This window comes from Bacillus sp. V2I10 (assembly GCF_030817055.1).
In the GTDB taxonomy this organism is placed as follows: Bacteria; Bacillota; Bacilli; order Bacillales; family Bacillaceae; genus Bacillus_P.
This window is the reverse complement of the sequence record NZ_JAUSYV010000001.1, coordinates 949024-971751: the sequence shown is the minus strand read 5'-3', so window position 1 is coordinate 971751 and position 22728 is coordinate 949024. Positions and strand designations below refer to the sequence as shown.

At 41.6% G+C, this 22728-nt stretch carries 18 protein-coding genes and 1 pseudogene; 4 read left to right on the top strand and 15 right to left on the bottom strand.

Going from position 1 to position 22728, the window contains the following annotated elements; genetic code table 11:
* Positions 1-13 precede the first annotated feature (13 nt).
* From QFZ72_RS04930 to nikA, 6 genes are all read right to left on the bottom strand, one after another.
* Positions 14-1330: an MATE family efflux transporter gene (locus QFZ72_RS04930; RefSeq protein ID WP_307430187.1), complete on the bottom strand. Its 1317-nt coding sequence runs from the start codon at positions 1328-1330 to the stop codon at positions 14-16.
* Between the two features lie 103 nt (positions 1331-1433).
* Positions 1434-2255: a nickel import ATP-binding protein NikE gene (nikE, locus tag QFZ72_RS04925; protein WP_307430184.1), complete on the bottom strand. Its 822-nt coding sequence runs from the start codon at positions 2253-2255 to the stop codon at positions 1434-1436.
* A 31-nt stretch (positions 2256-2286) separates the two neighbouring features.
* On the bottom strand, positions 2287-3114 hold the full coding sequence (gene nikD, locus QFZ72_RS04920; RefSeq protein ID WP_307430181.1) for a nickel import ATP-binding protein NikD: 828 nt from the start codon (positions 3112-3114) through the stop codon (positions 2287-2289).
* 15 nt (positions 3115-3129) lie between these two features.
* On the bottom strand, positions 3130-3963 hold the full coding sequence (gene nikC, locus QFZ72_RS04915; protein WP_307430178.1) for a nickel ABC transporter permease subunit NikC: 834 nt from the start codon (positions 3961-3963) through the stop codon (positions 3130-3132).
* Positions 3960-4904 (bottom strand): nickel ABC transporter permease subunit NikB, encoded by a 945-nt coding sequence (gene nikB / locus QFZ72_RS04910; RefSeq protein WP_307430175.1) that lies wholly within the window; start codon positions 4902-4904, stop codon positions 3960-3962. The genes nikC and nikB overlap by 4 nt, the downstream gene beginning before the upstream one ends.
* A 16-nt stretch (positions 4905-4920) precedes the next feature.
* A complete protein-coding gene (gene nikA / locus QFZ72_RS04905) occupies positions 4921-6543 on the bottom strand; it encodes a nickel ABC transporter substrate-binding protein (RefSeq protein ID WP_307430174.1) in 1623 nt (540 codons plus the stop codon).
* 440 nt (positions 6544-6983) lie between these two features.
* On the opposite strand from nikA, the gene QFZ72_RS04900 reads away from it, so the two are divergent.
* Complete coding sequence (locus QFZ72_RS04900; protein ID WP_373464425.1) at positions 6984-8321, top strand: CitMHS family transporter; 1338 nt, start codon at positions 6984-6986, stop codon at positions 8319-8321.
* A gap of 197 nt (positions 8322-8518) precedes the next feature.
* Here the strand turns inward: QFZ72_RS04900 and hutG are convergent, their stop codons facing one another.
* The 7 genes from hutG to QFZ72_RS04865 all read right to left on the bottom strand — a co-directional run bounded on the left by hutG (position 8519) and on the right by QFZ72_RS04865 (position 17848).
* Positions 8519-9469 (bottom strand): formimidoylglutamase, encoded by a 951-nt coding sequence (hutG, locus tag QFZ72_RS04895; RefSeq protein WP_307430171.1) that lies wholly within the window; start codon positions 9467-9469, stop codon positions 8519-8521.
* Entirely contained in the window at positions 9441-10724 is a 1284-nt protein-coding gene (hutI, locus tag QFZ72_RS04890; protein WP_307430169.1) for an imidazolonepropionase, read from the bottom strand. Before hutI ends, hutG begins: the two co-directional genes overlap by 29 nt.
* A 14-nt stretch (positions 10725-10738) precedes the next feature.
* Positions 10739-12391, bottom strand: coding sequence for a urocanate hydratase (hutU, locus tag QFZ72_RS04885; protein ID WP_307430166.1), 1653 nt, complete (start codon positions 12389-12391; stop codon positions 10739-10741).
* Positions 12388-13920, bottom strand: a complete 1533-nt coding sequence (gene hutH / locus QFZ72_RS04880; RefSeq protein WP_307430163.1) for a histidine ammonia-lyase — start codon at positions 13918-13920, stop codon at positions 12388-12390. The genes hutU and hutH overlap by 4 nt, the downstream gene beginning before the upstream one ends.
* A gap of 118 nt (positions 13921-14038) precedes the next feature.
* Positions 14039-14485 carry a histidine utilization transcription antiterminator HutP gene (gene hutP / locus QFZ72_RS04875; protein WP_307430160.1) on the bottom strand — a complete coding sequence of 149 codons (447 nt, stop codon included), beginning with the start codon at positions 14483-14485 and terminating at the stop codon, positions 14039-14041.
* Positions 14486-14746: 261 nt separating this feature from the next.
* On the bottom strand, positions 14747-16216 hold the full coding sequence (locus tag QFZ72_RS04870) for a UDP-N-acetylmuramoyl-L-alanyl-D-glutamate--2,6-diaminopimelate ligase (protein ID WP_307430157.1): 1470 nt from the start codon (positions 16214-16216) through the stop codon (positions 14747-14749).
* Positions 16217-16585: 369 nt separating this feature from the next.
* Positions 16586-17848: a S1C family serine protease gene (locus QFZ72_RS04865; RefSeq protein ID WP_307430154.1), complete on the bottom strand. Its 1263-nt coding sequence runs from the start codon at positions 17846-17848 to the stop codon at positions 16586-16588.
* A gap of 148 nt (positions 17849-17996) precedes the next feature.
* Here QFZ72_RS04865 and QFZ72_RS04860 point away from each other — a divergent pair, with 148 nt between their 5' ends.
* Both QFZ72_RS04860 and QFZ72_RS04855 read left to right on the top strand, forming a co-directional pair.
* The gene (locus QFZ72_RS04860) at positions 17997-18665 is read left to right on the top strand and encodes a response regulator transcription factor (protein ID WP_307430151.1); all 669 of its coding nucleotides are present in this window, start codon (positions 17997-17999) and stop codon (positions 18663-18665) included.
* Positions 18665-20011 (top strand): sensor histidine kinase, encoded by a 1347-nt coding sequence (locus QFZ72_RS04855; protein ID WP_307430149.1) that lies wholly within the window; start codon positions 18665-18667, stop codon positions 20009-20011. The genes QFZ72_RS04860 and QFZ72_RS04855 overlap by 1 nt, the downstream gene beginning before the upstream one ends.
* A gap of 279 nt (positions 20012-20290) precedes the next feature.
* Here QFZ72_RS04855 and QFZ72_RS04850 read toward each other — a convergent pair whose 3' ends face one another.
* Positions 20291-21808: an acyl-CoA carboxylase subunit beta gene (locus QFZ72_RS04850; protein ID WP_373464658.1), complete on the bottom strand. Its 1518-nt coding sequence runs from the start codon at positions 21806-21808 to the stop codon at positions 20291-20293.
* Between the two features lie 37 nt (positions 21809-21845).
* On the bottom strand, positions 21846-22094 hold the full coding sequence (locus QFZ72_RS04845) for an AMP-binding enzyme (RefSeq protein WP_307430144.1): 249 nt from the start codon (positions 22092-22094) through the stop codon (positions 21846-21848).
* Between QFZ72_RS04845 and QFZ72_RS04840 the strand changes: the two are divergent.
* Positions 22047-22634, top strand: a pseudogene (locus tag QFZ72_RS04840) (SDR family oxidoreductase); the annotation flags it as partial. The gene QFZ72_RS04845 and the pseudogene QFZ72_RS04840 overlap by 48 nt on opposite strands.
* Between the last annotated feature and the right edge of the window lie 94 nt (positions 22635-22728).

Sequence of the window (22728 nt, the reverse complement as noted above, 5' to 3'; positions counted from 1 at the left end):
CAAACTATAATTTTCATACCCCTTCCATTAGATGCCATAATTTTTTATTTAATCTAGGAGTATACATGACTAGGAAGCCAGATCGTCCAATAGTATAGACGATGAAGGCAAGCCATAGGCCATGATTATGCCAGATAGGAGTTATTGTGATTTGTATGATGATATAGATAATCATTGCGTAAATCATAGAGTTTCGAACGGGGGCAATTTCAGTTGCTCCTGTAAAGACACCGTAAATGACAAGGCCAAAACAAGCAGCAAACGGGTAGATGATGAGCCATGCTCCATACTTTGTTGAAAGTTCGATAACACTAGGTAGATTTGTAAAAAGTTCAATAATCTGTTCTTGAAATAATCCATATACGCTAGCTATGATAAAAGCCGTTATCACAGACCATTGCCTTGATAAAGTAAGTGTTTTTTTATATAATTTTTTGTCATTTGATCCTACCGCTTTGCCGACGAGAATACTAGAGGCGTTTGCGAACCCATCAAAGAAATAAGCCATTATGTAATGGATTTGAAATAATACAGCATTTGCAGCTAGAAATTCTGTACCAAACGAAGCACCTTTTGCTGTAAACATATTAATAACGACTAATAAACAAATTGTTCGAATAAACAAATCCTTGTTAACGTTAAACATCTTTTTCATAGACTGTGTATCTATAAGTGCTTGAATGGATGGTATTTTCCATTCAAAAGGTGATGCTTTCAAAACAATGAGTAATCCTAATACGAAGGCTGTAATTTCAGCCATCAAAGTGGCCGCAGCGACCCCTTTTACAGCAAAAGAAAAGACATGGACAAAAAGAATGGCCAAAATCATATTCAAAACATTCATTAACACTTGCAAAAATAAGGATTCTTTAATCTTAGCCATCCCCATTAACCATCCAAGAATAACGTAGTTCATCAATGTGAAGGGAGCTCCCCAAATTCGAATTCGAAAATATTCAACTGCAAACTTACTCACATCCGAATCAGGGGCAATCAATGTAAGAGCAGCATATTCAATCGGCCATTGTAAGAGAATAAAACATATACCTACAATTACAGCTATTAAAAATGGACGGGTTAAAGCAAGTACTCCTTGAGATGAATCGCTTGCCCCGTTAGCTTGTGCGGCAAAAGCAGATGTGCTAACCCGTAAAAAACCGAATACCCAATACAAAGTATTAAAAATAAGGGTTCCAACTGCAACACCTCCAATATATGCTGGATCAGGAAGTTGCCCGACAACGGCTGTATCGACAGCACCTAATAAAGGCGTCGTCATTGTTGAAATCGTTAGCGGGATCGCCAAAGCAAGGTACGCACGATGATTCATCCGACTTTCCTCCTTCTAAAATTTTAAGGTAAAACTAAAAACAAAAGCCCCGATTATGTGAATGAAATCGAGGCATTCGAATAAATATATGAATACTTTTAAATTAAGTTTGGCTAACCCTTGTTCTAATCGATCGAAAACATGGGTGCTCAGCAAGTATGGAACCTCTCATCTCTTTTACTACAGGATGTTCTGAAGTAAAAAACTGATTTTTTGAATCGTAAAGCTCGACTAATTCTCCTTTTTCTAGTACACCCAATATATCACTAATCGTATTGGCAGCTTTAATATCATGTGTAATAAAGAAATAAGATAGCCCGAAGTCTTCTTTTAGCTCCTTTAGTAATTCTAAAATAAGTGTTTGGTTAACCATATCTAAACTACTAACAGATTCGTCTAGGACTATCAGCTTTGGTTTGAGGGAAATCGCTCTTGCAATATTGATCCTCTGCAATTGCCCGCCGCTAAATTGGTGCGGGTATTTTTTTAAGTCGTCTTCACTCAATCCGACCCTTTCCAATAATTCAACAATGGTTCGTTTTTGTTCAGCTACTGTAAGCTTTTCATAGTTTTCTAAAGGCTCTGCAATAATACGTTCGGCTGTCATGCGGGGATTGACTGATGAGTATGAATCCTGAAAAACAGCTTGAAGATCTCGGCGGATTTTTTGACGAGTATGCTTATCTGCAGTATAAATATCATGCCCTTGAAACAGAATTTGTCCACTTTGTGGTCGTTCCAAACCAAGAATCACTTTGCCTAAAGTACTTTTACCGGCTCCACTCGTACCAAGCAATCCTAAGCATGTTCCTTCTTCAATAGAGAGGGAAATACCCGAAAGTACTTTTTTAGAACGGTCTTTCCAGTTAAAAAACGATCGGGACCCGTAGCTATGAGTTACTTCATTTACTTGTAATAAACTCATTTTTTCACCCCTTGTAAAGGCTTATCATATTTCAAGCCAAATGGATGATAGATTCATCTAAATGTAATATTGAGCGTGCATTTAATAGTTTTTTCGTATATTCATGCTTTGGCTCATCAAATAGTTGAAACACATCCGCTTTTTCTACTATTCTGCCATTTTGCATAACGGCTACTTCATCTGCCATTTCAGAAATAACTCCGAGATCATGAGATATTAATAAAATGGCTGAATCATATTCAGAGCGAATTTTATCTAAGTGGCGCAGTACTATCTTCTGATTATTTACGTCAAGTGCGGTTGTTGGTTCATCGGCAATAATAACGGCTGGATGTAAGCATGCTGCAATAGCGATCATCACCCGTTGAAGCATACCCCCACTCAGTTGAAAGGGATAGTATTTTAATAGTTTAACAGGATCTGGTAAGTTCACATGATGCATCGCCTCAATGGCAAGCTCTGCTGCTTCTTTTTTATTACAAGGTTTATGTGAGCGAATTGTTTCAATAAATTGATGGCCAATAGTAAAAACAGGCGTAAAAGCATTCATCGGATTTTGCATAATAAAGGCTATATCCTTGCCACGGATCTTACGCATTTCTTTATCGTCTAAATCGTTTAATTCACGTCCTTGTAATACTATACTACCTTCAATCGTTGTCGTTTTCCGATCAAGAAGCTGAAGAATGGACATACTTGTAACGGTTTTACCGCATCCGCTTTCTCCAACAAGACCAAGTACCCTCCCACGCTTTAGTTCAAAATTTATATCTTGGACGAGGGTGGGAGTACTATTTTTTGTTTTTACCTTTACATGTAAATCTCTAACTTGTAACACATTCGACTGTTCTGTTCCCAATAATCTCATTCCCTTTTAAAATCGACGTTTGACACCGTATCGATCTGATAAAGCTTCGCCCAATAAATTGAATGTTACAATAACGAGCATAATGATCAAACCTGGATAAAGCATTAATTCTGGATTCGTCCGAATATACGATTTTCCTTCGTGAATCATTGCTCCCCATTCAGGTGTAGGGGGTTGTACTCCTAATCCAAGAAACGACATGGCGGATATATCCATGATGGCCCAGCCCATTTCTAATGTTCCCATTACGACAAGTGGAGGGAGAACATTTGGGACAATATGATTTTTAATAATCTTCCATTGAGAAGAGCCGCTTATTTTCGCAGCAGCAATAAAGTTATGTTCTTTCAGACTAAGTACCATTCCTCGGAACATTCTCGCGTAATAGACCCATTGCACAAGCATCAGTGCTAAGATGACTTGCGGAAGTCCAGGTCCGAATATACCAACCAGTCCAAGAATAAGGATAAGATTTGGGAAAGCCATAACACCATCGCAAAATCTCATCAAAACATGATCAACCCAGCCGCCTTTATACCCAGAAAAGGTTCCAACGATTAAACCAATGGCTATTGATGAAATGAAAATGAGCATGGCAAAGCCTAATGAAATGCGTGCCCCATATAAAATGCGTGATAAGGTACATCTTCCTAAATGATCGGTCCCTAATGGGAAATTCCAGGATGGGGGCTGAAGTTTATAAGCTAAATTGACAGCAATTGGATCATTTGGTGCTATCCAGGGAGCAAATATGGCGATGATAAAAAGAATACCTAATATCATGGAACATATAGGAATCACTTTTTGACTTTTGAACATCTTACGTATACTCGTTATCATCGATGATGCCCTTCTTTCCTGGAAATGCGCGGGTCAATATACATTTGAATAAGATCAACAATTAAGTTGCTAAATATAAATAAGCTAGCTGCAATTAGCACATAGCATTGGATGACAGGTATATCACGATTAAAAATAGCTTCAATAAAATAACGGCCAAACCCGGGCCAAGAAAAAACCGCTTCAACGATAATCGTTCCAGTCAGTAGTTTTCCAAGGTTCATTCCAAGTCCAGTAATCATCGGGGAAATAGCAATCCTCAAGACATGTTTTGCCATAATGGTTTTTTCATTAATTCCCCTCGTCCGGGCAAATAGCACATATGGCTCTTGCAAATTTTCAAGAACGCTAGCGCGCAACAATCTTGTATACATCGCAATTAAGGGGAGAGCCAGCGTAACGGAAGGCAGAACAAGATGCTGCCATGTTCCAATTCCTTCAACTGGAAAAAGATCAAGTCTAACAGAAAAGAAAAAAATTAATATATAACCTAGCCAAAAAGAGGGAATGGATGCCCCGAAAAAGGAGAGAAAACGGCTAAAATGGTCAATTAGGCTATTTTTCTTTATTCCAGCAAGGAAGCCTAAAGGGACACTGACCAGCACCGCAATTACGATACTCCCTAAAGCTAGCTGGATGGTAGCTGGCATTCGGTATATAACCTCATCCCAAACAGGCTTATTCGAAACATAAGATATGCCAAAATCAAGTTGGCATATCTTCATAATAGAGTTTACATATTGAATGAGGAATGGTTGATCTAAACCAAACTCATGTCTTTTCTGAGCCAAAATCTCATCAGTCGGTTGGATATGGGCAGCTGTTAAATAAGCCTCAGCCGGATCCACCGGTGAAAGGTGAATCATTCCAGTCGTAAGAAGTGTGGCCAAAAGAAAAACTGGAATAATGGACATAATTCGTTTCAAAATATAAGTGCCCATGAAAGCCTCCTGATACTTACTGCTTGATGCTAATTCCTGTGAATGGATGTTCGTCACGATTAGCAGGGAAAGTAAAACTAGTGACATCTTTTTGATAAATCGCTGTTTTCTTAATATAAGAAATAGGAACAATAGCTCCCTGGTCTTGTATTGATTTTAAAATAGAAGAGTAAAGCTGTTGGCGATGTTTCTCATCTGTTGTTTGAGGAACCTCTGCAATCTGTTTGAGTAATTCATCTTTGTTCGGATAGGCTGAAATTGCCTCATTAAATCCAAATCCTTCAGATGCAACAATGTTTAAAAAAGTATGTGGATCATAAGGAGCACCATAGTTACTAAAGAAGTTAATGTCAAATTCATTTTCTTTAAATCTTTGAATTTGATCTGTTAGTTCAACCCCAACAATGTTTAATTTAACACCAATGGCTGCCCACTCAGATTGAAGCGTTTCTGCCATTGCTTTTTGAATCGATTCTGCTGAATCATACATCAGCTCGAATTCAAGAGACTTTCCATCTTTTTCACGAACCGTTTTCCCTTTAGGGAGCGTCCATCCTGCTTCATCTAATAACGATTTCGCTTTTTCGACATTATATCCAATTGACATTACATCAATGTCTTTCGTGTAAGGGAAATTTGTCGGTAAAATATGATCTGCTTTTTCTTCGAGCCCAGAAGTGATTCCTTCAACCATTGCTTCTTTATTAAAACCATAATGTAACGCTTGACGTACGCGTTCATCTGAAAGCTGTTCTTTCTTCGTATTTATAACAAGTTGCCTCGTTGCGACTGGTTCAGAAATGCTAGTTTCATAATTACCAGTGGATTCCAATTGTTTGAAAGCATCTAAACTGATGACACCTTCTCCATAAATAAGATCTAGCTCACCTTTTTCAAAAGCAAGTACCCTGGTTTCCGCATCGGGAATGATTTTCACTTTTATTTTTTCTACTTTTGGAAGCTCACCCCAATAATTTTCATTGCGTTTGTATATAGCATATTCATCAGCTTTATGTTCTTCCAAAATCCATGGACCTGTACCGATCGGTTCAACAACACCTTTTGAGGTATCACCATCTTCAGGGAATCCAGCTTCACCTAAGAAACGAACTGGTCGAACAACAGCTAACTCCTGAATCGTTGGATAATATGGTTCAGTTAATGTCAGTTTAAAAGTATTTTCGTCGATTACATCTGTTCGATCTATTTTCGAAATAAAACCTAACCAACTATGTAATTCAACATTATTTAAAATAGTATCAAAATTCTTTTTCACAATTTCTGCATTAAAGCTTGTTCCGTCGGAAAATTTCACATCTTGACGCAGATGAAACGTATATACTTTGCCGTCGTCAGAAATTTTCCATGATTCAGCTAGATGCGGTTTTAAATTGCCTCCATCTTGGTAGCTTACTAACGGTTCATAAACCATCGACTGAGCAAATAATTGTGAAGGATTATAAACATGAGGATTCATTTCTCCTACATCTCTCGGCCAAGTCATCATTAACATGTTGTCATGATCGCTTTTTGGCGCTGAAACATCGCTAGCTTTTGTACAACCAAGTAATATAGTTGGTAATAATAAAATAAATAAAGTTATTAATAACATTTTACGGCTATTTCTTCCATTAAACATAATGCTCTTTCCTCCAGATCGCTAATGATAATCATTTTCAATTGTAATCATTGTGCATGATACTGTCAATACAATGTCAGAAACTTTCGAAAGTAATATAATACTATTCAGCTCTTTCTGGATGACCGATATGGTCACCTTTAACTTTAACCCTTCTTCAACAATCTGGTCCTTTTACGAAATAACGGTTATTACCTTTTTAAAATAAATGTCCAAAAACCCACCCCATTTAATTTGTTAAATGGGGTGCTAAATTCATATGATTTACTGTTTTGCGCCTCTTAACTGAAACCGTTACAAGCATTTTAATCATGTATTAATCGGCTCGCAAACTAAAATTTTGCTGCAGATATTTAATCCTTTCTGTGAACTTAATGTACAAAATATAGTTTACTTACTTTAATAACTTTATTTTGTAAACGTTTTCATTTCAGAATATTTTGTTTACACTTTATTTATTAACAAAAGAGGTGAAGAGCATGCTTGCATTATTAGGATTTTTAATGATAATCACATTCATGATTTTAATTATGACAAAACGTCTAACGGCAATGATTGCACTGATGGTGGTTCCAGTTGTTTTTGCATTAATCGGCGGATTCGGAAAAGAAATTGGACCCATGGCGCTTGATGGCATAAAAAGTGTAGCACCCACAGGCATTATGATCCTATTTGCCATTCTCTTTTTCGGCATAATGATTGATGCAGGAGTATTTGATCCTATTATTTCAACCATCTTGAAAGTTGTAAAAGGAGATCCTGTAAAGATAGCCATCGGTACGGCAGTCCTCGCTTTGTTGATTTCCTTAGATGGTGATGGAACCACAACATATATAATTACGATTTCAGCCATGCTGCCTTTGTATAAACGAATTGGCATGAGGCCGCTGATATTAGCAGGGATTGCCGTATCTGCTTCAGGTGTTATGAACCTCCTTCCATGGGGAGGACCTACTGCCAGAGCCATGACGGCATTAAATCTTGAGATGTCGGATATTTTCACTCCGGTCATTCCCTCAATGGCTGGAGGAGTATTATTTGTATTATTCATGGCTTATTGCCTTGGGAAAAAAGAGCGCAAAAGAGTGGGTATACTTGAAATTGATTACAGCACAATGGCCATGCAGCAGACAGCGGCTTCTTCAGAGGAAGCTGGTATTAAAAGGCCAAAACTAATTGTCGTGAATTACCTGTTAACCATCATGCTTTTAGTGGCGCTAATCAACGAAGTCCTGCCAACTACTGTCTTGTTTATGATTGGATTTGCCATTGCTATCACGATGAATTATCCAAAATTAAGTGACCAGAAAGCGCGGATTTCAAACTATGCTGATAATGCATTATCAGTCGTTTCCATGGTGTTTGCAGCAGGTATTTTTACAGGTATTCTCTCAGGGACTAAAATGGTAGATGCCATCGCAAACACTATGATTACGCATATACCTGATGCCCTTGGTTCACATTTAGCTCTTATTACAGCAATACTTAGTGCTCCTTTTACATTTTTCATGTCCAATGATGCTTTTTACTACGGCGTTTTGCCATTGCTCGCCAAGGCAGCTGCCGGATATGGAATTGATCCTGCATTTATTGGACGTGCATCACTTCTTGGATTGCCTGTCCACCTATTAAGTCCGCTAGTACCGTCCACGTACCTATTAGTCGGAATGGTTGGAGAAGATTTCGGGGACTTGCAGCGCACCTTCCTGAAATGGGCCTGCGGATCGACTGCCGTTATGATTTTAGTAGCTCTTGCCTTATCAATTATCCCTTTTTAACTAGTAAAAAGAGCATTCAACCGTAAAAAATAGAGGAACCCCGGATGTTTTTTTATGCAGGGTTCCTCATTCTATTTAGTTTATAGAGTGCTAAAAACTAAAAACCTATCTCTGAACATCCACTCCTCAGAAATAGGTTTCTATCATCAGGCACGTTTTTCAATTCCTAAATCCCTTTTAGAAACGAGTGAATATATTTACTTTCGACTCTTGCAACCTGTTAAAAAGGTTAAGACACAGTAAGCAGCCAAACGGCTCGTCATATCCCGAAAATCGAGTGTCGGGTCAATTTCAACAATATCCATTGCTCTTACAGCTGGAACTTCTCCCAAAAATCGCATGGCTTCAATCAGCATGCGTGAATCCATCCCCCCTGGACCTATGGCAGGGCAGCCTGGTGCAAACGCCTGATCCATTACATCCATATCAAGTGATACGTAGATGACGTCAACTTCTTTCAGGAGCTCACTCACACTCTCTTGTAAAATTGAGAGGATCCCTCTTGTGTACACGTCCTGCATGGTGAAGATATGAACACCATTTTCTTTGCCATAATCGGTATATTCTTTGCCATTTGAAAAGTCACGGATGCCAATTTGATGGAGGTGTTTTCCCTGCAGTACACCTTTTTCGATCAGCTGTCTAAAAGGTGTTCCATTTGACGGTCCTCCATCTTCAAGGTTCCGCAGGTCGTGGTGCGCGTCGAACTGAATAATCCCAGCCTTTCCTTTTTCTTTTTGAAAGGCTGTGAAAATCGGCGCTGTAACAGAATGATCGCCGCCAAGAAAAATAGGAACCATTAAAGGATGTTCACCCAAAACTCCTTCCACCGTCGTTTCAATCCTCCGGTGCGATTCCGAAAGGTCTGTTACATGCATGGATATATCACCAAAGTCTATGATTCTCTCTTCTTTTAAATCTGTATTGTCCTGAACTGAGTAGGTGGTAAAAGCGTTCATCATTTTTCTTATTGTTTCAGGAGCAAAAGATGCCCCTGAATGACTGATCGATGGCTTCGATAATGGAACTCCCACTAACCCAATGCCTTCGGCAATTTCATGATCCCGTTTTTTCAATAACGTTCCCGCCCGTGAAATCCCGCGGTCTACGAATCTTGCATCATGTGAAAGAAAGGGAAGATGGCTCACAGTGATCCCCCTTTTCATATATTATGGCACCTTTCTTGATAACGGTCCCTGCGTGATTGACTCCGAAATGATAAGGGATATATTCATAGTTTCCCGCATCCCAGATGACAAGGTCCGCCTGCTTCATTGGTGCGATTATCCCCCGTTCGCCGCCTAACCCGATGGCATGGGCTGCATTAATGGTGACAGCATTCCAAATTTCTTTCACCGTCATTTTATAGATAACCGCTGCAAACGACATGATCAGCTGCAGATTCTCAGTCGGACAGCTCCCGGGATTAAAATCAGTCGCAAGAGTCACCGCCACTCCTTCCTCGAGCATCTTTCTTGCTTTGGCATGATCCGGTTTGTTCAGATAAAAAGAAGTACCGGGCAGCAGGCAGGCGATAACCCCTTTTGCAGCCAGCTGCTTAATGCCTTCATCTGAAGTTCCAACTAAATGCTCTGCACTGACGGCACTGAGCTCAGAAGCCAATTCTGCCCCTCCTAATGGATCAATTTCATCGGCATGAATTTTCACCTGAAATCCTTTTTGCTTTGCTTTTGATAAAAAAACTCTGGACTGTTCGATCGAGAAAACGCCTGTTTCACAAAAGATATCTACAAATTGGGCTAATTCTTCTTTTTCAATGACATCAAGCAGCTGAACCATTTCTTCTAAGAAAACGTCCGGATGATGCTTATGCTCGGGAGGTATGGCATGCGCACCCAAAAAGGTTGAAACAACTTCGGCTGCGTGCTCTGCGTTTAATTTTTTTGCGGTCCTAAGCTGCTTCAGCTCTGCTTCTGCGTTCAGCCCGTATCCGCTTTTCGCTTCAACCGTCGTCATTCCATATGAAAGCATCCGGTCAAGATGGCCTGCTGCTTTTTCATAAAGCTCCGCTTCACTTGCAGCCCGCGTTGCTTTTACAGTCGAAAGAATGCCGCCGCCCTGTTTCAGGATTTCCAAGTAAGGAACGCCCTGCTGCTTCAGTCCCATTTCATGCTCACGGGATCCGGCAAACACTAAATGAGTATGTGGATCAATGAGGCCAGGTGTAACAAGCTTCCCTTCACAATCCATTCTTTTTTCAGCTGTCCACTTAGCTGCTTCTTCGTTTGAGCCTATCACAGCAATTCTCCCATCAGCAATCGCAAGTGCCTTGTTTTCAAGGACGATCAGCTCATCCATGTCCTTGCCGCAGAGTGGACCTTCTTTTTCATAATCCATTGTTAAGAGCTGGCCTATATTTTCAAGTATTAGATCATATTTCATGAAAGAACCTCCCTCTATTCCTGCATTGGAATACGTACATTATGTTCTTTTGCAAAAGTCTGTGCCTCTTCGTAGCCCGCGTCTGCATGACGGATAATGCCCATCCCGGGATCAGATACGAGAACTCTTTCTAATTTACGTTTTGCTGTTTCCGTTCCGTCAGCAACAACAACCATTCCAGAATGCAGAGAATAGCCCATTCCTACTCCGCCGCCATGGTGGAAGGATACCCAGCTTGCTCCGGCTGATGTGTTAACTAGTGCATTTAACACTGCCCAATCTCCAATTGCATCGCTTCCGTCCTTCATCGCCTCTGTCTCGCGATTTGGAGAGGCAACAGAACCGCAGTCAAGGTGATCGCGTCCAATGACGATCGGTGCTTTCAGTTCTCCCGTCCGGACTAATTCATTAATGGCGAGGCCCATTTTCACCCGTTCACCGTAGCCCAGCCAGCAAATACGTGCCGGCAGTCCCTGAAAAGCAACATGCTCATGTGCCATATCAATCCAGCGCAGCAGGGCTTCATTTTCAGGAAAAAGCTCTTTAATCAGCTGATCTGTGCGGTGGATATCTGCAGGATCTCCAGATAGAGCTGCCCATCTAAAAGGACCTTTGCCCTCACAGAACAGCGGACGAATATAGGCTGGCACAAAGCCCGGAAATGCAAATGCATTTTCCACTCCTTCGTCTTTAGCTACCTGTCGAATGTTATTGCCGTAATCAAAGACGATGGTTCCGCTCTTTTGAAGCTCTAACATGCATCTTACATGCTCGGCCATTGATTTTTTGGATTTCTCAACATACAAATCCGGATGATCCTTTTTTACCTGCAGCGCTTCATCCATCGATATACCATGCGGAAAATAACCATTTAACGGGTCATGTGCGGATGTCTGGTCAGTAAGGATATCAATCTTTATGTTTTTCTTAATCACTTCATGAAGGACATCTACAGCATTTGCCACTAATCCAATCGAAAGGGCTTTGCCTTCTGACCTAGCCTCCATCGCCCACTGCACCGCTTCATCAAAAGAATGAGTCAGCCTGTCACAATACTTTGTCGAAAGTCTCTTCTCAATTCTGCTTTGATCAATATCGGCAGCAATAACAACTCCGCCGTTCATCGTTACGGCAAGAGGCTGTGCCCCTCCCATTCCGCCAAGGCCTGCCGTTAATGTAATTGTGCCTTTTAAGCTTCCGCCAAAATGCTCCTTTGCCACAGCAGAAAACGTTTCATAGGTTCCTTGAAGAATTCCCTGTGTTCCGATGTAGATCCAGCTTCCCGCTGTCATTTGCCCATACATAGTGAGGCCCTTTTGATCAAGCTCGTGGAAGTTTTCCCAATCTGCCCATTTAGGAACGAGAACAGAGTTTGAAAGCAGAACCCGCGGGGCATGTTCATGCGTTTTAAAAATCCCGACAGGCTTTCCCGATTGAATGAGAAGCGTCTCATCATGCTCCAATGATTTTAAAGATCGGACGATTCCATCCAGTGACTCCTGATTTCTCGCAGCCTTTCCAATTCCTCCATAAACAATGAGCTCCTCCGGCTTTTCTGCAACCTCAGGATCCAAGTTATTCATCAGCATGCGAAGCGCTGCCTCCTGCTCCCACCCTTTACAGTCCAATTCTGTTCCCCGTTTTGCTCCTGTGAATTTTGCTGTCATGATAAAATTTCCCCCTTTGTGTCGTTATAATCTTTTTTAAATCTCTTTACATCTGCTTTTTTCAGCCAGGCCGCAGCTGCCTCTATATCCTTTGAAAATACTCTGTCCTTCGTAATAGCCGGGACAACAGTTCTTCCATGAAAATAAAATGTTCTTGTCGTTTCGGACATTTTCTCAATTCCCCGGTAGGCTGCTGCCTCCATTGCACAAATCAATTCAATGGCAAGCACACGTCTGCAGTTTTGAATAATTTGATAGGCGTGCCTTGAGGCAATCGTACCCATGCTGACGTGATCCTCCTGATTGGCTGATGAAGGGATTGAATCAACACTCGCCGGGTGTGCAAGCGTCTTGTTTTCAGAGACAAGCGACGCAGCACAATATTGCATGATCATCGCTCCGGACTGGAGACCGGGCATTGGACTCAAAAACGGCGGCAGATCATTGAGCTGCGGATTGACAAGTCTTTCGATTCTTCGTTCCGAAATATTCGCAACCTCGGCGATGCCCACCTTCAAAAAATCCATGGCAAACGCAATTGGCTGACCGTGGAAATTCCCTCCTGACAAAACCTTTTTGCCTTCATCAAAAATCAGCGGATTATCGGTAGCTGCATTCATTTCAATTTCAAGCTTATCTCTTACGTAAGAAAGGACCTGAAGACTTGCCCCATGAACCTGCGGGATGCACCTTAAGGAATAGGCATCCTGAACTCTCAGCTCTCCCTGATGCGTCACCAGATAGCTGCCATTTAAAATCCCTCTGATTCGCTCGGCTACTTCAATTTGTTCTTTGTAGCCCCGGGCAATATGAATGTCCTCATCAAACGCATCAATGATTCCTCTCAGACCTTCAATCGTCATCGAAGCAATGTAGTCTGCCTGCAGCGCCACCGCTTCAGCTTCGATGTAATTGACAAGCCCCATTGCCGTCATTGCCTGTGTACCATTGATTAAAGCCAGACCTTCTTTAGCCTGCAGCGTAACAGGGTGAAGTCCCGCTGTCTGAAAAGCTTCTGCTGTTTGCATTTTCCGCCCCTGGTAAAAAACCTCGCCTTCACCTACAAGGACAAGTGCCATATGAGACAAAGGCGCCAAATCCCCGCTCGCGCCAAGTGAGCCCTGCTCGGGCACAACAGGATGAATTTCATGATTCAGGAGTGAAACAAGTAAAGATAATACCTCTCTGCGGACACCGGAAAAACCTTTCAATAATGCATTAAGCCTAAGCAAAAGCATCCCCCTGGAAACCTCTTCAGGAAACGGATCTCCGACACCGCATGCATGACTTCGAATCAAATTGATTTGCAGCTCTTCTGCATGTTCCGCATCAATCAGCACATCGCTGAACTTCCCAAATCCCGTCGTAATACCGTAAACGACCTTCTTCTGAGCCACTATGTTTTCAACCGCTTTTCTGCTCTTTTCGACCTTATCCCATACATAGTCAGGAATATGGATCATAGCTTTTTCATATAAAACCTTCTTTGCGGATTCAATTGTGAGTGTACTTCCCGTTAATTCGATCATAATCTGCTCCTCTTTTAATCAAAATGAAAAACAAAAAGGAGGCCATACCAATAGAAACACGTTAAACCGTGTTTTCTACCGATACAGCCCCCTGCTATCTATTAACTATGGGCGCATCTTATATATGATTAATTCCCAAACCCATTGCCTCATGCTCTGATCCTTTGACAGGAGCACCTATTGTGCCGTACAAAGCAATCGCAATCCATTCGCCTTCTGTTTCTGCCTCGTAAGGCTTCCCCCTGACAATGGCAAATCGAAGACCAACTGTGCGCAAAACACTTCCAAGCTGAACCTGCCCTCTTGTCACACCATGAAGCGCTTCCATGATGGCATGATATAAAGAGTGTGTTTCGCGGTATCCATCAGGTGATATCACACCTGAACGCTTAGCTGCAGTTTCAATGGCCGCCACTACTTTATGCGTCTCCATTGAACCCGTTTTCCCCTGGCAAAATTGAAACCCCTGCTCTGTCAGCTGTTCCCCGTAAAATTGATCGTCTTCACCGAGCAAAACGAGCTGCATGGCATTTTTCCCAATACGATGATCCGGTTGTATGTTCATATCCATTCTCACTTCATACTGAATTTTCTGATAAACTAATGTCTACCATTAGTGTATGATTGAAATGGATTTATGTCAAGATGCCTTTGGCTGTTTTTACCGATTTTCCAATGAGGAATCATCCTTTAAATTTATCATTCCATACATCTTACAACAGAGTATAATTTATTGTCGATTCCGCCATCCTTATCGCGGTAATAAAGAAAAAGGGCTGAACCATAATTGGTTTGCCCTTATCTGTCAATTTTCAGATACTTAAAATCAAGTTGCAATCGTTGTATTTTGATCGATCAGCAATGCGAAAGTTTCCTGATCGGATTTAGATGGGAGTTCATAGTCTTCCTTATACATTTCGCTCCCTTTTCCGGTGACAAGGATCCAATCTCCTGCTTCTGCCATATCCCAGGCTTTTTTTATGGCAAGTGTCCTGTCAGGGATGATTAGATCTGACGCTTTGCCGGAAGCCTCACGATATTTTTCAAGCTCTGCTTTCATATCGGTTTGATCAATTCCATTTAGATCATCTAACGTCAGAATTGTGCAGTCACTCATTTGCGATGAGACAGCCATCATTTCATCCCGTTTGCTTTCATCACGGTCTCCCCTGAATCCAAATACATGAAGGATCCGTTTTGCCCCGCAGTCACGGGCTGTTTTTAAACAGTAAGAAAACGCATCAGCTGTATGCGCGTAATCAATGACAGCCGTGGCATCATTTTGATGACTGTACATTTCGAACCGGCCCGGAATTCCCGGAAATGTTTTAAATGCATCAATCAGCCGGTCAGATTCAATCCCTATTTTTCTGCCGGTCAGATAGGCCATGGAAGCATTATAAATATTATGAAGACCCGGGATTGTCATCTGAAAATGAAGCTGTTTTCCAGACTCTGCAACTTCGAAATCTGAGCAGTGAACATCACTTTCAGAATCAAAAATAAGATCGTCCTTTTCTGTTTTTCCAAAGGTCGACACCTTAATCTTTCTCTGGTTTAACAAATCCTTAAGCTTTTCCCCCCACTCATCATGAGTGCTGATAATAGCTTGTCCGCCTTCTTTTAACTTTGAAAAAAGCTGCTGCTTCACTTCAAAATATTCTTCGATCGTATCATGATAATCCAAATGCTCATGAGCAAGATTTGTAAACAGACCGATGTCATATTCAATGCCTTCCAGCCTTTTTTGGGCTAAGCCATGTGAGGATACTTCCATAATGACAATATCATCATTGCTTTTGGCTAAAAGCCTTTGTAATTCCAGTGGATCAGGTGTTGTATTTTTCGAATCATAGGTCTGTCCATTTATTACATTGTGTACTGTTCCAAACAAGGCACAAGAATAACCTGCACATTCAAGGATATGTCTGAGCATAAAAGAAGTTGTAGTTTTCCCGTTTGTACCAGTAATTCCGATCAATATGTGTTTGGCAGACGGAAAATCATAGAAATATGCCGCCAGATTAGCCAATGAATCACGGCTATTCTTAACTCTTACATACGGTACGGTCAAATCTGTCAGATTCTGCTCTCCAATTACTGCCGCCGCACCTCTATCTATTGCATCCTGTATATAATCGTGCCCGTCACGCTGATATCCTGTAATGGCCACAAATAAATAGCCCTCTTTTATCCTAGAAGAATTTGCTTCAATTCCTTTAATATCAACAGATTCCAGTTCTTCGCTGAAGAAAGCAGAATGACCGGTCTCCTCTAACATTTTTTGTAGTTTCATGATTGAACTCCCTTGTATGATGGCATCCGTTCATATTTCGGTTATTTTATGTAACTTTAGGCAATGTTATTTGCGTGCATGAATTTGCGTTATCATATTTGTTCGTAATGATTCCTGTTTTATGAGGGAAGATGCGGGAAGAAAATGCTGGATGATTATTGTGGGGATGCCTCAAAAAGAAGGGAATTTTGACTTCTTACCTTGTTTTTATAACCTCTCGGCATTAGTATCTGACGACTTTAATCGGATTTGTGGCCGCTAATCCAATTACCTCCTTAATCTCGTATCAGATCCCTTCGAGTCCCGGTTTACAGCAAAACAAAAAAACAGCCCCGAAAACCGGGGCTGTCCAAAGGGGGGTAATCTATATTAACTATTCACAACCTCTTTCTGAGACAAGGTTACTTTTTCTGTTACCTTCTCTCCCTGGCGGTAAAATTCAATATCAATTTTATCGCCGATACTTGTTTGTGAATAGAGGAATTTTCGAAGCTCATTTGAATTTTTAATCTTCGTTCCATTCATTGCAACAATGACATCGCCTTCCTGCATTCCTGCTTCTGCAGCTGGTGAAGACGGGCTTACTCCCTGAACGAAGACTCCTTCTGTAATTTCATTCGGAAGCTGAAGTGTATTTGTACGGTATTGTTCAGGCACTTCGCTTAAGTCAAGCAGACCTACTCCTAAGAATGGACGATCAACTTTTCCTTTTTCAAGCAGTTCATCAACGATTGGCTGAAGGTCGTTGCTTGGTATAGCAAATCCTAATCCCTCAACACCATCCTGTGTGATTTTCAAGCTGTTGATGCCAATGACCTGACCGCTCATGTTCAGCAAAGGTCCACCGCTATTCCCAGGGTTAATTGCCGCATCCGTCTGTATAACATTCAATTCCCAGCTGCCTTCAGAAGTTGAGATGGGAATGGTACGGTCCGTTCCGCTTATAATCCCTTCAGTAACGGTGCGGGAGAAATCCAGTCCCAGCGGATTTCCGATCGCAACGACTCTTTCACCTGCACGAAGCTGACCTGAATCGCCGAAGTCGGCAACCGTTTTTGCAAACTTGCTGTCAATTTTAAGAACGGCTGTATCTGTCAGCGGATCAGCTCCAACAAGCTCAGCCTGCGATTTTTCTCCATCTGAATAGGAAATTTCGATACTGCTTGCTCCCTCAATTACATGGTTGTTTGTAATAATATAGGCTGTTTCTCCATCTTTTTTGAAAATAACACCGGAACCCGTGCCTGCTTCAGCATCCTGTGTTCCGCCGCCAAACCCCTGCTGCTGCTGTTTGTTTGATATCCCGACAATCGCAGGTGACAGATTTTCCACCATATCCGCAATGTCGCTCGTTTGACTGATAGGCTGTGTGTTCACAGTACTTGAGTCGTTTTCTTCTTCTGCCGTATTAGAATCAATGGAATAAGAAGGTTCCTTTGTGCTTGTCTCATCATCAAGGAAAGGCTGTACCCCAAGCACCAGCGCTCCGCCGACTACCCCGCTGATAACAGATGACATAACCGCTCTCCATCTGGACTGTTTTTTTTGAGGCTGTCCCGATCTGACCATGATCTCGCGTGAGTCCGGGTCTAATAATGGATCTTTTCGTTCTGTATCGTCGTAATATCCCATCCTGATTCCTCCTAGTGAATTTCTTTGTTAACCCTACTATAAAAAATCATTTTGGGAGAAAGATGAAAAGATTATGTGAAATTGTCAAATGATGACCTTATCCTTGATGACATTGTATAATTACGATTAAGAAGGAGCGTGAATTGAATTGTCCTACTCTATTTTTCTTGTGGAAGACGAACAGAATTTAAATGATTTGTTAACAAAATATCTGGAAAAAGAGGGCTTTAAGGTCACCTCATTTACAAATGGGGAAAAAGCGCGCCAGGCCGTTCATGAAACTCCTCACCTTTGGGTTCTCGATATCATGGTACCGGATGTTGACGGCTATCAATTAATAAAAGAAATTAAAGCGGCATCGTCAGATACTCCCGTTATTTTCATTTCTGCAAGGGATACAGATATTGACCGGGTGCTCGGACTTGAGCTTGGAAGCGATGACTATATTTCAAAGCCGTTCCTTCCCCGTGAACTTGTGATTCGCGTCCAGAAACTGCTGACCCGTGTTTATGAGAGCAGCTCAGTTAAAACAAGCGTGCAGCTTCCGCCTTATACCATTGATGAAAGTGTGCGTTCTGTCTCGCTGAATAATGAAAATCTGAATCTGACTTCTAAGGAATTTGATTTATTGCTGCTGCTTCTGCATAACAAAGGTCAGGCTTTTTCGCGCGAACAAATGATTGAGCACATTTGGGGCAGCGATTATTTTGGCACAGACCGGGTGGTTGATGATCTCGTCCGCCGGCTCCGAAAAAAAATGCCTGACTTAAAAATAGAAACCATCTACGGATATGGTTACAGGATGCTGACAGGATAATGAAAAATAAATCATTGACGTTTCAAATATGGATTGTAATCTCAGGCATTCTTCTCGTCATTTCCTTGCTGTTGATGATTATTTTCCCGACTACACTCAGGAATTTTTTCACGAACGAAATCTACACAACGATTGAAAATGAACAGCATATCCTGACGGAATACCGCCTTCAGGGAAATGTCCAAATGGATCCTCTCACCAGAAATGGAGAGAAGCTCTCTCCTGATCGTTCGGTTCAGCACATCATTCTCCCTGAGAGCGCGCCATTTTTTTACAACGAAAAAAAGTTGCCGCTTAGATTTCTTCAAGAAACGCAAACACTTGCTTCTGCTCAAAAGGACATTACGGAAGAATACTCGAGGGAAATTAATAATGAACGGCTCTTTTTTGTAATCAAGAAGGTGACAGTTGACGGCCAGCCGGCTTTTCTTCTTTCATATGCATGGGACTCTTACCGGAATGATCTTGTTTTGACTTTGTTCAAGCAGCTTGTCTTAGTCATGATCATTGTGTTCCTTTTCAGCTGGATTCCATCCATTTGGCTTGCGAAGTATCTGTCGCGTCCAATTGTTTCATTAGAAAAGGATGTTAAAAGAATTTCGAATGAAGATTGGCATGAACCGGTTGTACTTGATCGAAGTGATGAAATCGGAAAACTTGGAGAAACGATTGAATTAATGCGGAAACGACTTGTTCAAAAGGATGAAGCACAGCGCACCCTGCTGCAGAACATCTCTCATGACTTGAAAACACCGGTCATGGTAATCAGGGGATATGCGAAATCTGTAAATGACGGCATTTATCCTAAAGGTGATCTGACCAGCACGATGGATGTTATAGAGGAAGAAGCAGAACGTCTTGAGAAAAAAATTAAAGACTTGCTGTATATAACGAAACTAGATTACTTATCTTCACGCAACTCCGGCAAATCGGAAATTGAACTGAATATGACGGTTCGCGAGGTCATTGACCGCATCAAATGGTCACGCCAGGAGCTTGATTATGAAATAAAACTGGACCAGGCGGCTATTCATGGCGATGAAGAGCTGTGGATCAAGCTGCTTGAAAACTTATTTGAAAATCAGCTCAGATATGCGGATTCAATGATCGGTGTTCATCTAAAAAAAGCGGGGAATGACTTCCTTCTTAAAATATGGAACGATGGACCCCCAATTGAAGAAGACATTCTCCCTCATCTGTTTGAGCCATTTCATAAAGGCAGCAACGGCGAATTCGGGCTTGGACTCAACATCGTAAAAAGAATTGCTGAGCTTCATGACGGTACAGTTTGGGCTGTGAATGAGGATGGAATGAGTACGTTTTATGTGAAAGTGCCAAAAAGATAGCAGACGGCCTTTATGTGAGGCCGTTTTTTCATTTTCAGCAAACTGCAGGCATTTCTGAGCAGAAGTCCTTGATTTCTGTGCGATTAACCCTATTTTCTATGCGAATATAGGCGATTTCTGTGCGCATATAAAAATTTCTGTACATTCATCAAATTTTATAACAAATAAAAGAAAGAACAGCCCGCCTGCTGCTCTTTCTTTTACCACAGTTAATTAACATCTCCATAATAAATCTCCTCAGACTTCTTCCCATTTTCAAGCTCCATAATGGAATATTTTTCAAAATCCAGTCGGCCAATTGGCTAATCTTCGTTCACTTTTTGTCCCATCTTTAACAACGGCAAATTCAAGCGCTTTACACAGATATTTCCTTGTGTCCCTTGGATCGATCACATCATCAATATAATGCTTGGATGCTGCTTTGTACGGGGAGCTGTCAAAGGCCCATTGCTCGAGCAATTTCTTCCTTGCTTCAGCCTGATTGATTTCATTTTGCAGCTGCCTGCCGTATACAACATTGATGCCGACCTCAGGTCCAGTGAAATTAATTTCTGCCGTTGGCCAAGCAAAGACAAAATCAGCCCCCATTGTCGGTCCGCACATATTTCCGTATGCAGCGCCAACGCTTTTTCTGATGACAACAGAGATTTTAGGTACAGTTGACTGAGCCAGTGCCTGATTCCAGATCATGATTTTAGTCGGCATTTTATCCCGCTCAGCTTCTTGGCTTATTCTAAATCCTGGCGTGTCATGAAGGAAGATTAACGGGATATGATAGGAGTCACAAAGACATATAAAATCAGTCGCCTTATCGCACTCCTTCGGTCCTGCAGCTCCGGCAAATTTCTTTGGCTGATTTGCAACGATCCCGACAACTCTTCCGTTCATTCTTGAAAATACCGTAATCAGGCCTTCTCCATAAGTAGATTTATATTCAAAAAACTGCTGATTGTCTACGATTTCCCGAATGATCTCCTTCATATCATAGACTCTGTTTTTCTGTCCCGGCAAAATATTCAATAGGTTGCCTGCACTGCGGTACGGATCATCATTCGTCTCAATGTAACGAGGCTCCTCATCAGCATTTAACGGCATATAGCTAAAGAAGGTTTTCAGCTGCTCAATACATTGTTCTTCCGTACCGCCAAAGGAATCTGCCTGTCCTGTTTCTTCCGCATGAACCTTCCATCCTCCAAGTTCTTCCGTATTAACCTTTTGACCTGTTGCCATCGAAAGCATTCTCGGACCTGCAATAGCCATACATGTCCCTTTTTGCATCGTGACAAAATCAGAGGATACAGCCATCCATGTCGGACCTCCAAAACTGTCTCCCACTATCGCCGTCATTAAAGGCACTTGTCTTGAATGGGTTAACATTTCTTGTGGGAACAGCTTGTCGCTAATGCCATCGGAGCCCATCCCATCAGGCATCCTAAGGCCTCCTCCCTCATTCAAATTAAATAGCGGCAATCCCCGCTTCAAAGCATATTCATGTACTTTTTTAGATTTCCTTATATGAACTGCTCCTTCTGTGCCGGCAAAAACCGTTTTGTCACCAGCCATAATAACAGCAGGACGGCCATCAATTTTTGCTAGTCCAGTTATTAACCCATCCCCATAGCTTCTTTCCTCTGCACCTGGATAATCAGAGTGATTCAGCATCCCGAGTTCCAAAAAACTGTCAGGATCAGCCAACAATCGGATTCTTTCTCTTGCAGTCTGAAAGCCATTTTTGTGGAGCAAATCAATTTTTTCCTGCCCCCCGCCAAACTTGGCTTTATCTTTTCTCCTCTTCAGATCCTCAACTGCGTCATGAACGGATTCTTCACTTTATTCATTTTTTTACCCCCTCATTTTCAGGTGTTTTTAATAACCTCCTCAAAACTTTTCCTGAGCTTGTAGAAGTCAGCTCCTCTCTAAATTCAATCTCTCTGGGGCATTTGTAGGCAGCCATATGTTTTTTAGACCATTTAAAGATTTCTTCTTCTGTCACTTTTTCTCTCTCATTTGGTTTCAGCACAATAAATGCTTTAACGCTTTCGCCCCTGACAGAATCCGGGATACCGATGACTGCACTTTGCATAACCAGGGCGGCAAAGTGCACGAATATCCTGTTGAACTGTTTGACCGTATAATGGCTGTGGATTTGCGCGGAACATTTCTATGCAGCAAATTTTTGATTCCGCTTATGCTTGAAAATGGCGGTTCCATTATAAACACCTCCTCAATGTCCGGCCGTGCAGCGGATCTTGACCGTTCAGGGTACAACGCTGCAAAAGGCGGCATCACAAACTTTACAAGAGCTATGGCCATCGATTATGCCCGGAATGGAATTCGGGTGAATTCTTTATCTCCAGGGACAATTGAAACACCCTTAATTGATACACTTGCAGGCAGAAAAGAAGAAGAAATAGGACAGAAATTCAGAGATGCTAATAAGTGGATGACGCCACTGGGCAGATTAGGAAGTCCAAAAGAAATAGCGACTGTAGCTCTCTTCCTGGCATCTGATGACAGCTCTTATGTGACGGGAGAAGATATTACGGCAGATGGTGGAATTATGGCCTACACCTGGCCGGGAAAAATGCTGATAGAAGAAAAATGGAAGAAAGAAACGGAATAACACCGGTACTCCTGCTTTTAGGAGTACTTTTTTTCCGCCTGTATTCTCTGTAATTCCCATCAGTGCTACAATATAGGAAATTGACACTACACAG

What these genes read in the sequence shown, in the direction of transcription:
- QFZ72_RS04930 (WP_307430187.1), bottom strand. Translation starts at nt 1,330, where the DNA reads ATGAATCATCGTGCGTACCTTGCTTTGGCGATCCCGCTAACGATTTCA.
- nikE (WP_307430184.1), bottom strand. Translation starts at nt 2,255, where the DNA reads ATGAGTTTATTACAAGTAAATGAAGTAACTCATAGCTACGGGTCCCGA.
- nikC (WP_307430178.1), bottom strand. Translation starts at nt 3,963, where the DNA reads ATGATAACGAGTATACGTAAGATGTTCAAAAGTCAAAAAGTGATTCCT.
- nikB (WP_307430175.1), bottom strand. Translation starts at nt 4,904, where the DNA reads ATGGGCACTTATATTTTGAAACGAATTATGTCCATTATTCCAGTTTTT.
- nikA (WP_307430174.1), bottom strand. Translation starts at nt 6,543, where the DNA reads ATGTTTAATGGAAGAAATAGCCGTAAAATGTTATTAATAACTTTATTT.
- hutI (WP_307430169.1), bottom strand. Translation starts at nt 10,724, where the DNA reads ATGAAATATGATCTAATACTTGAAAATATAGGCCAGCTCTTAACAATG.
- hutU (WP_307430166.1), bottom strand. Translation starts at nt 12,391, where the DNA reads ATGACAGCAAAATTCACAGGAGCAAAACGGGGAACAGAATTGGACTGT.
- hutH (WP_307430163.1), bottom strand. Translation starts at nt 13,920, where the DNA reads ATGATCGAATTAACGGGAAGTACACTCACAATTGAATCCGCAAAGAAG.
- hutP (WP_307430160.1), bottom strand. Translation starts at nt 14,485, where the DNA reads ATGAACATACAACCGGATCATCGTATTGGGAAAAATGCCATGCAGCTC.
- QFZ72_RS04870 (WP_307430157.1), bottom strand. Translation starts at nt 16,216, where the DNA reads ATGAAACTACAAAAAATGTTAGAGGAGACCGGTCATTCTGCTTTCTTC.
- QFZ72_RS04865 (WP_307430154.1), bottom strand. Translation starts at nt 17,848, where the DNA reads ATGGGATATTACGACGATACAGAACGAAAAGATCCATTATTAGACCCG.
- QFZ72_RS04855 (WP_307430149.1), top strand. Translation starts at nt 18,665, where the DNA reads ATGAAAAATAAATCATTGACGTTTCAAATATGGATTGTAATCTCAGGC.
- QFZ72_RS04845 (WP_307430144.1), bottom strand. Translation starts at nt 22,094, where the DNA reads ATGCAAAGTGCAGTCATCGGTATCCCGGATTCTGTCAGGGGCGAAAGC.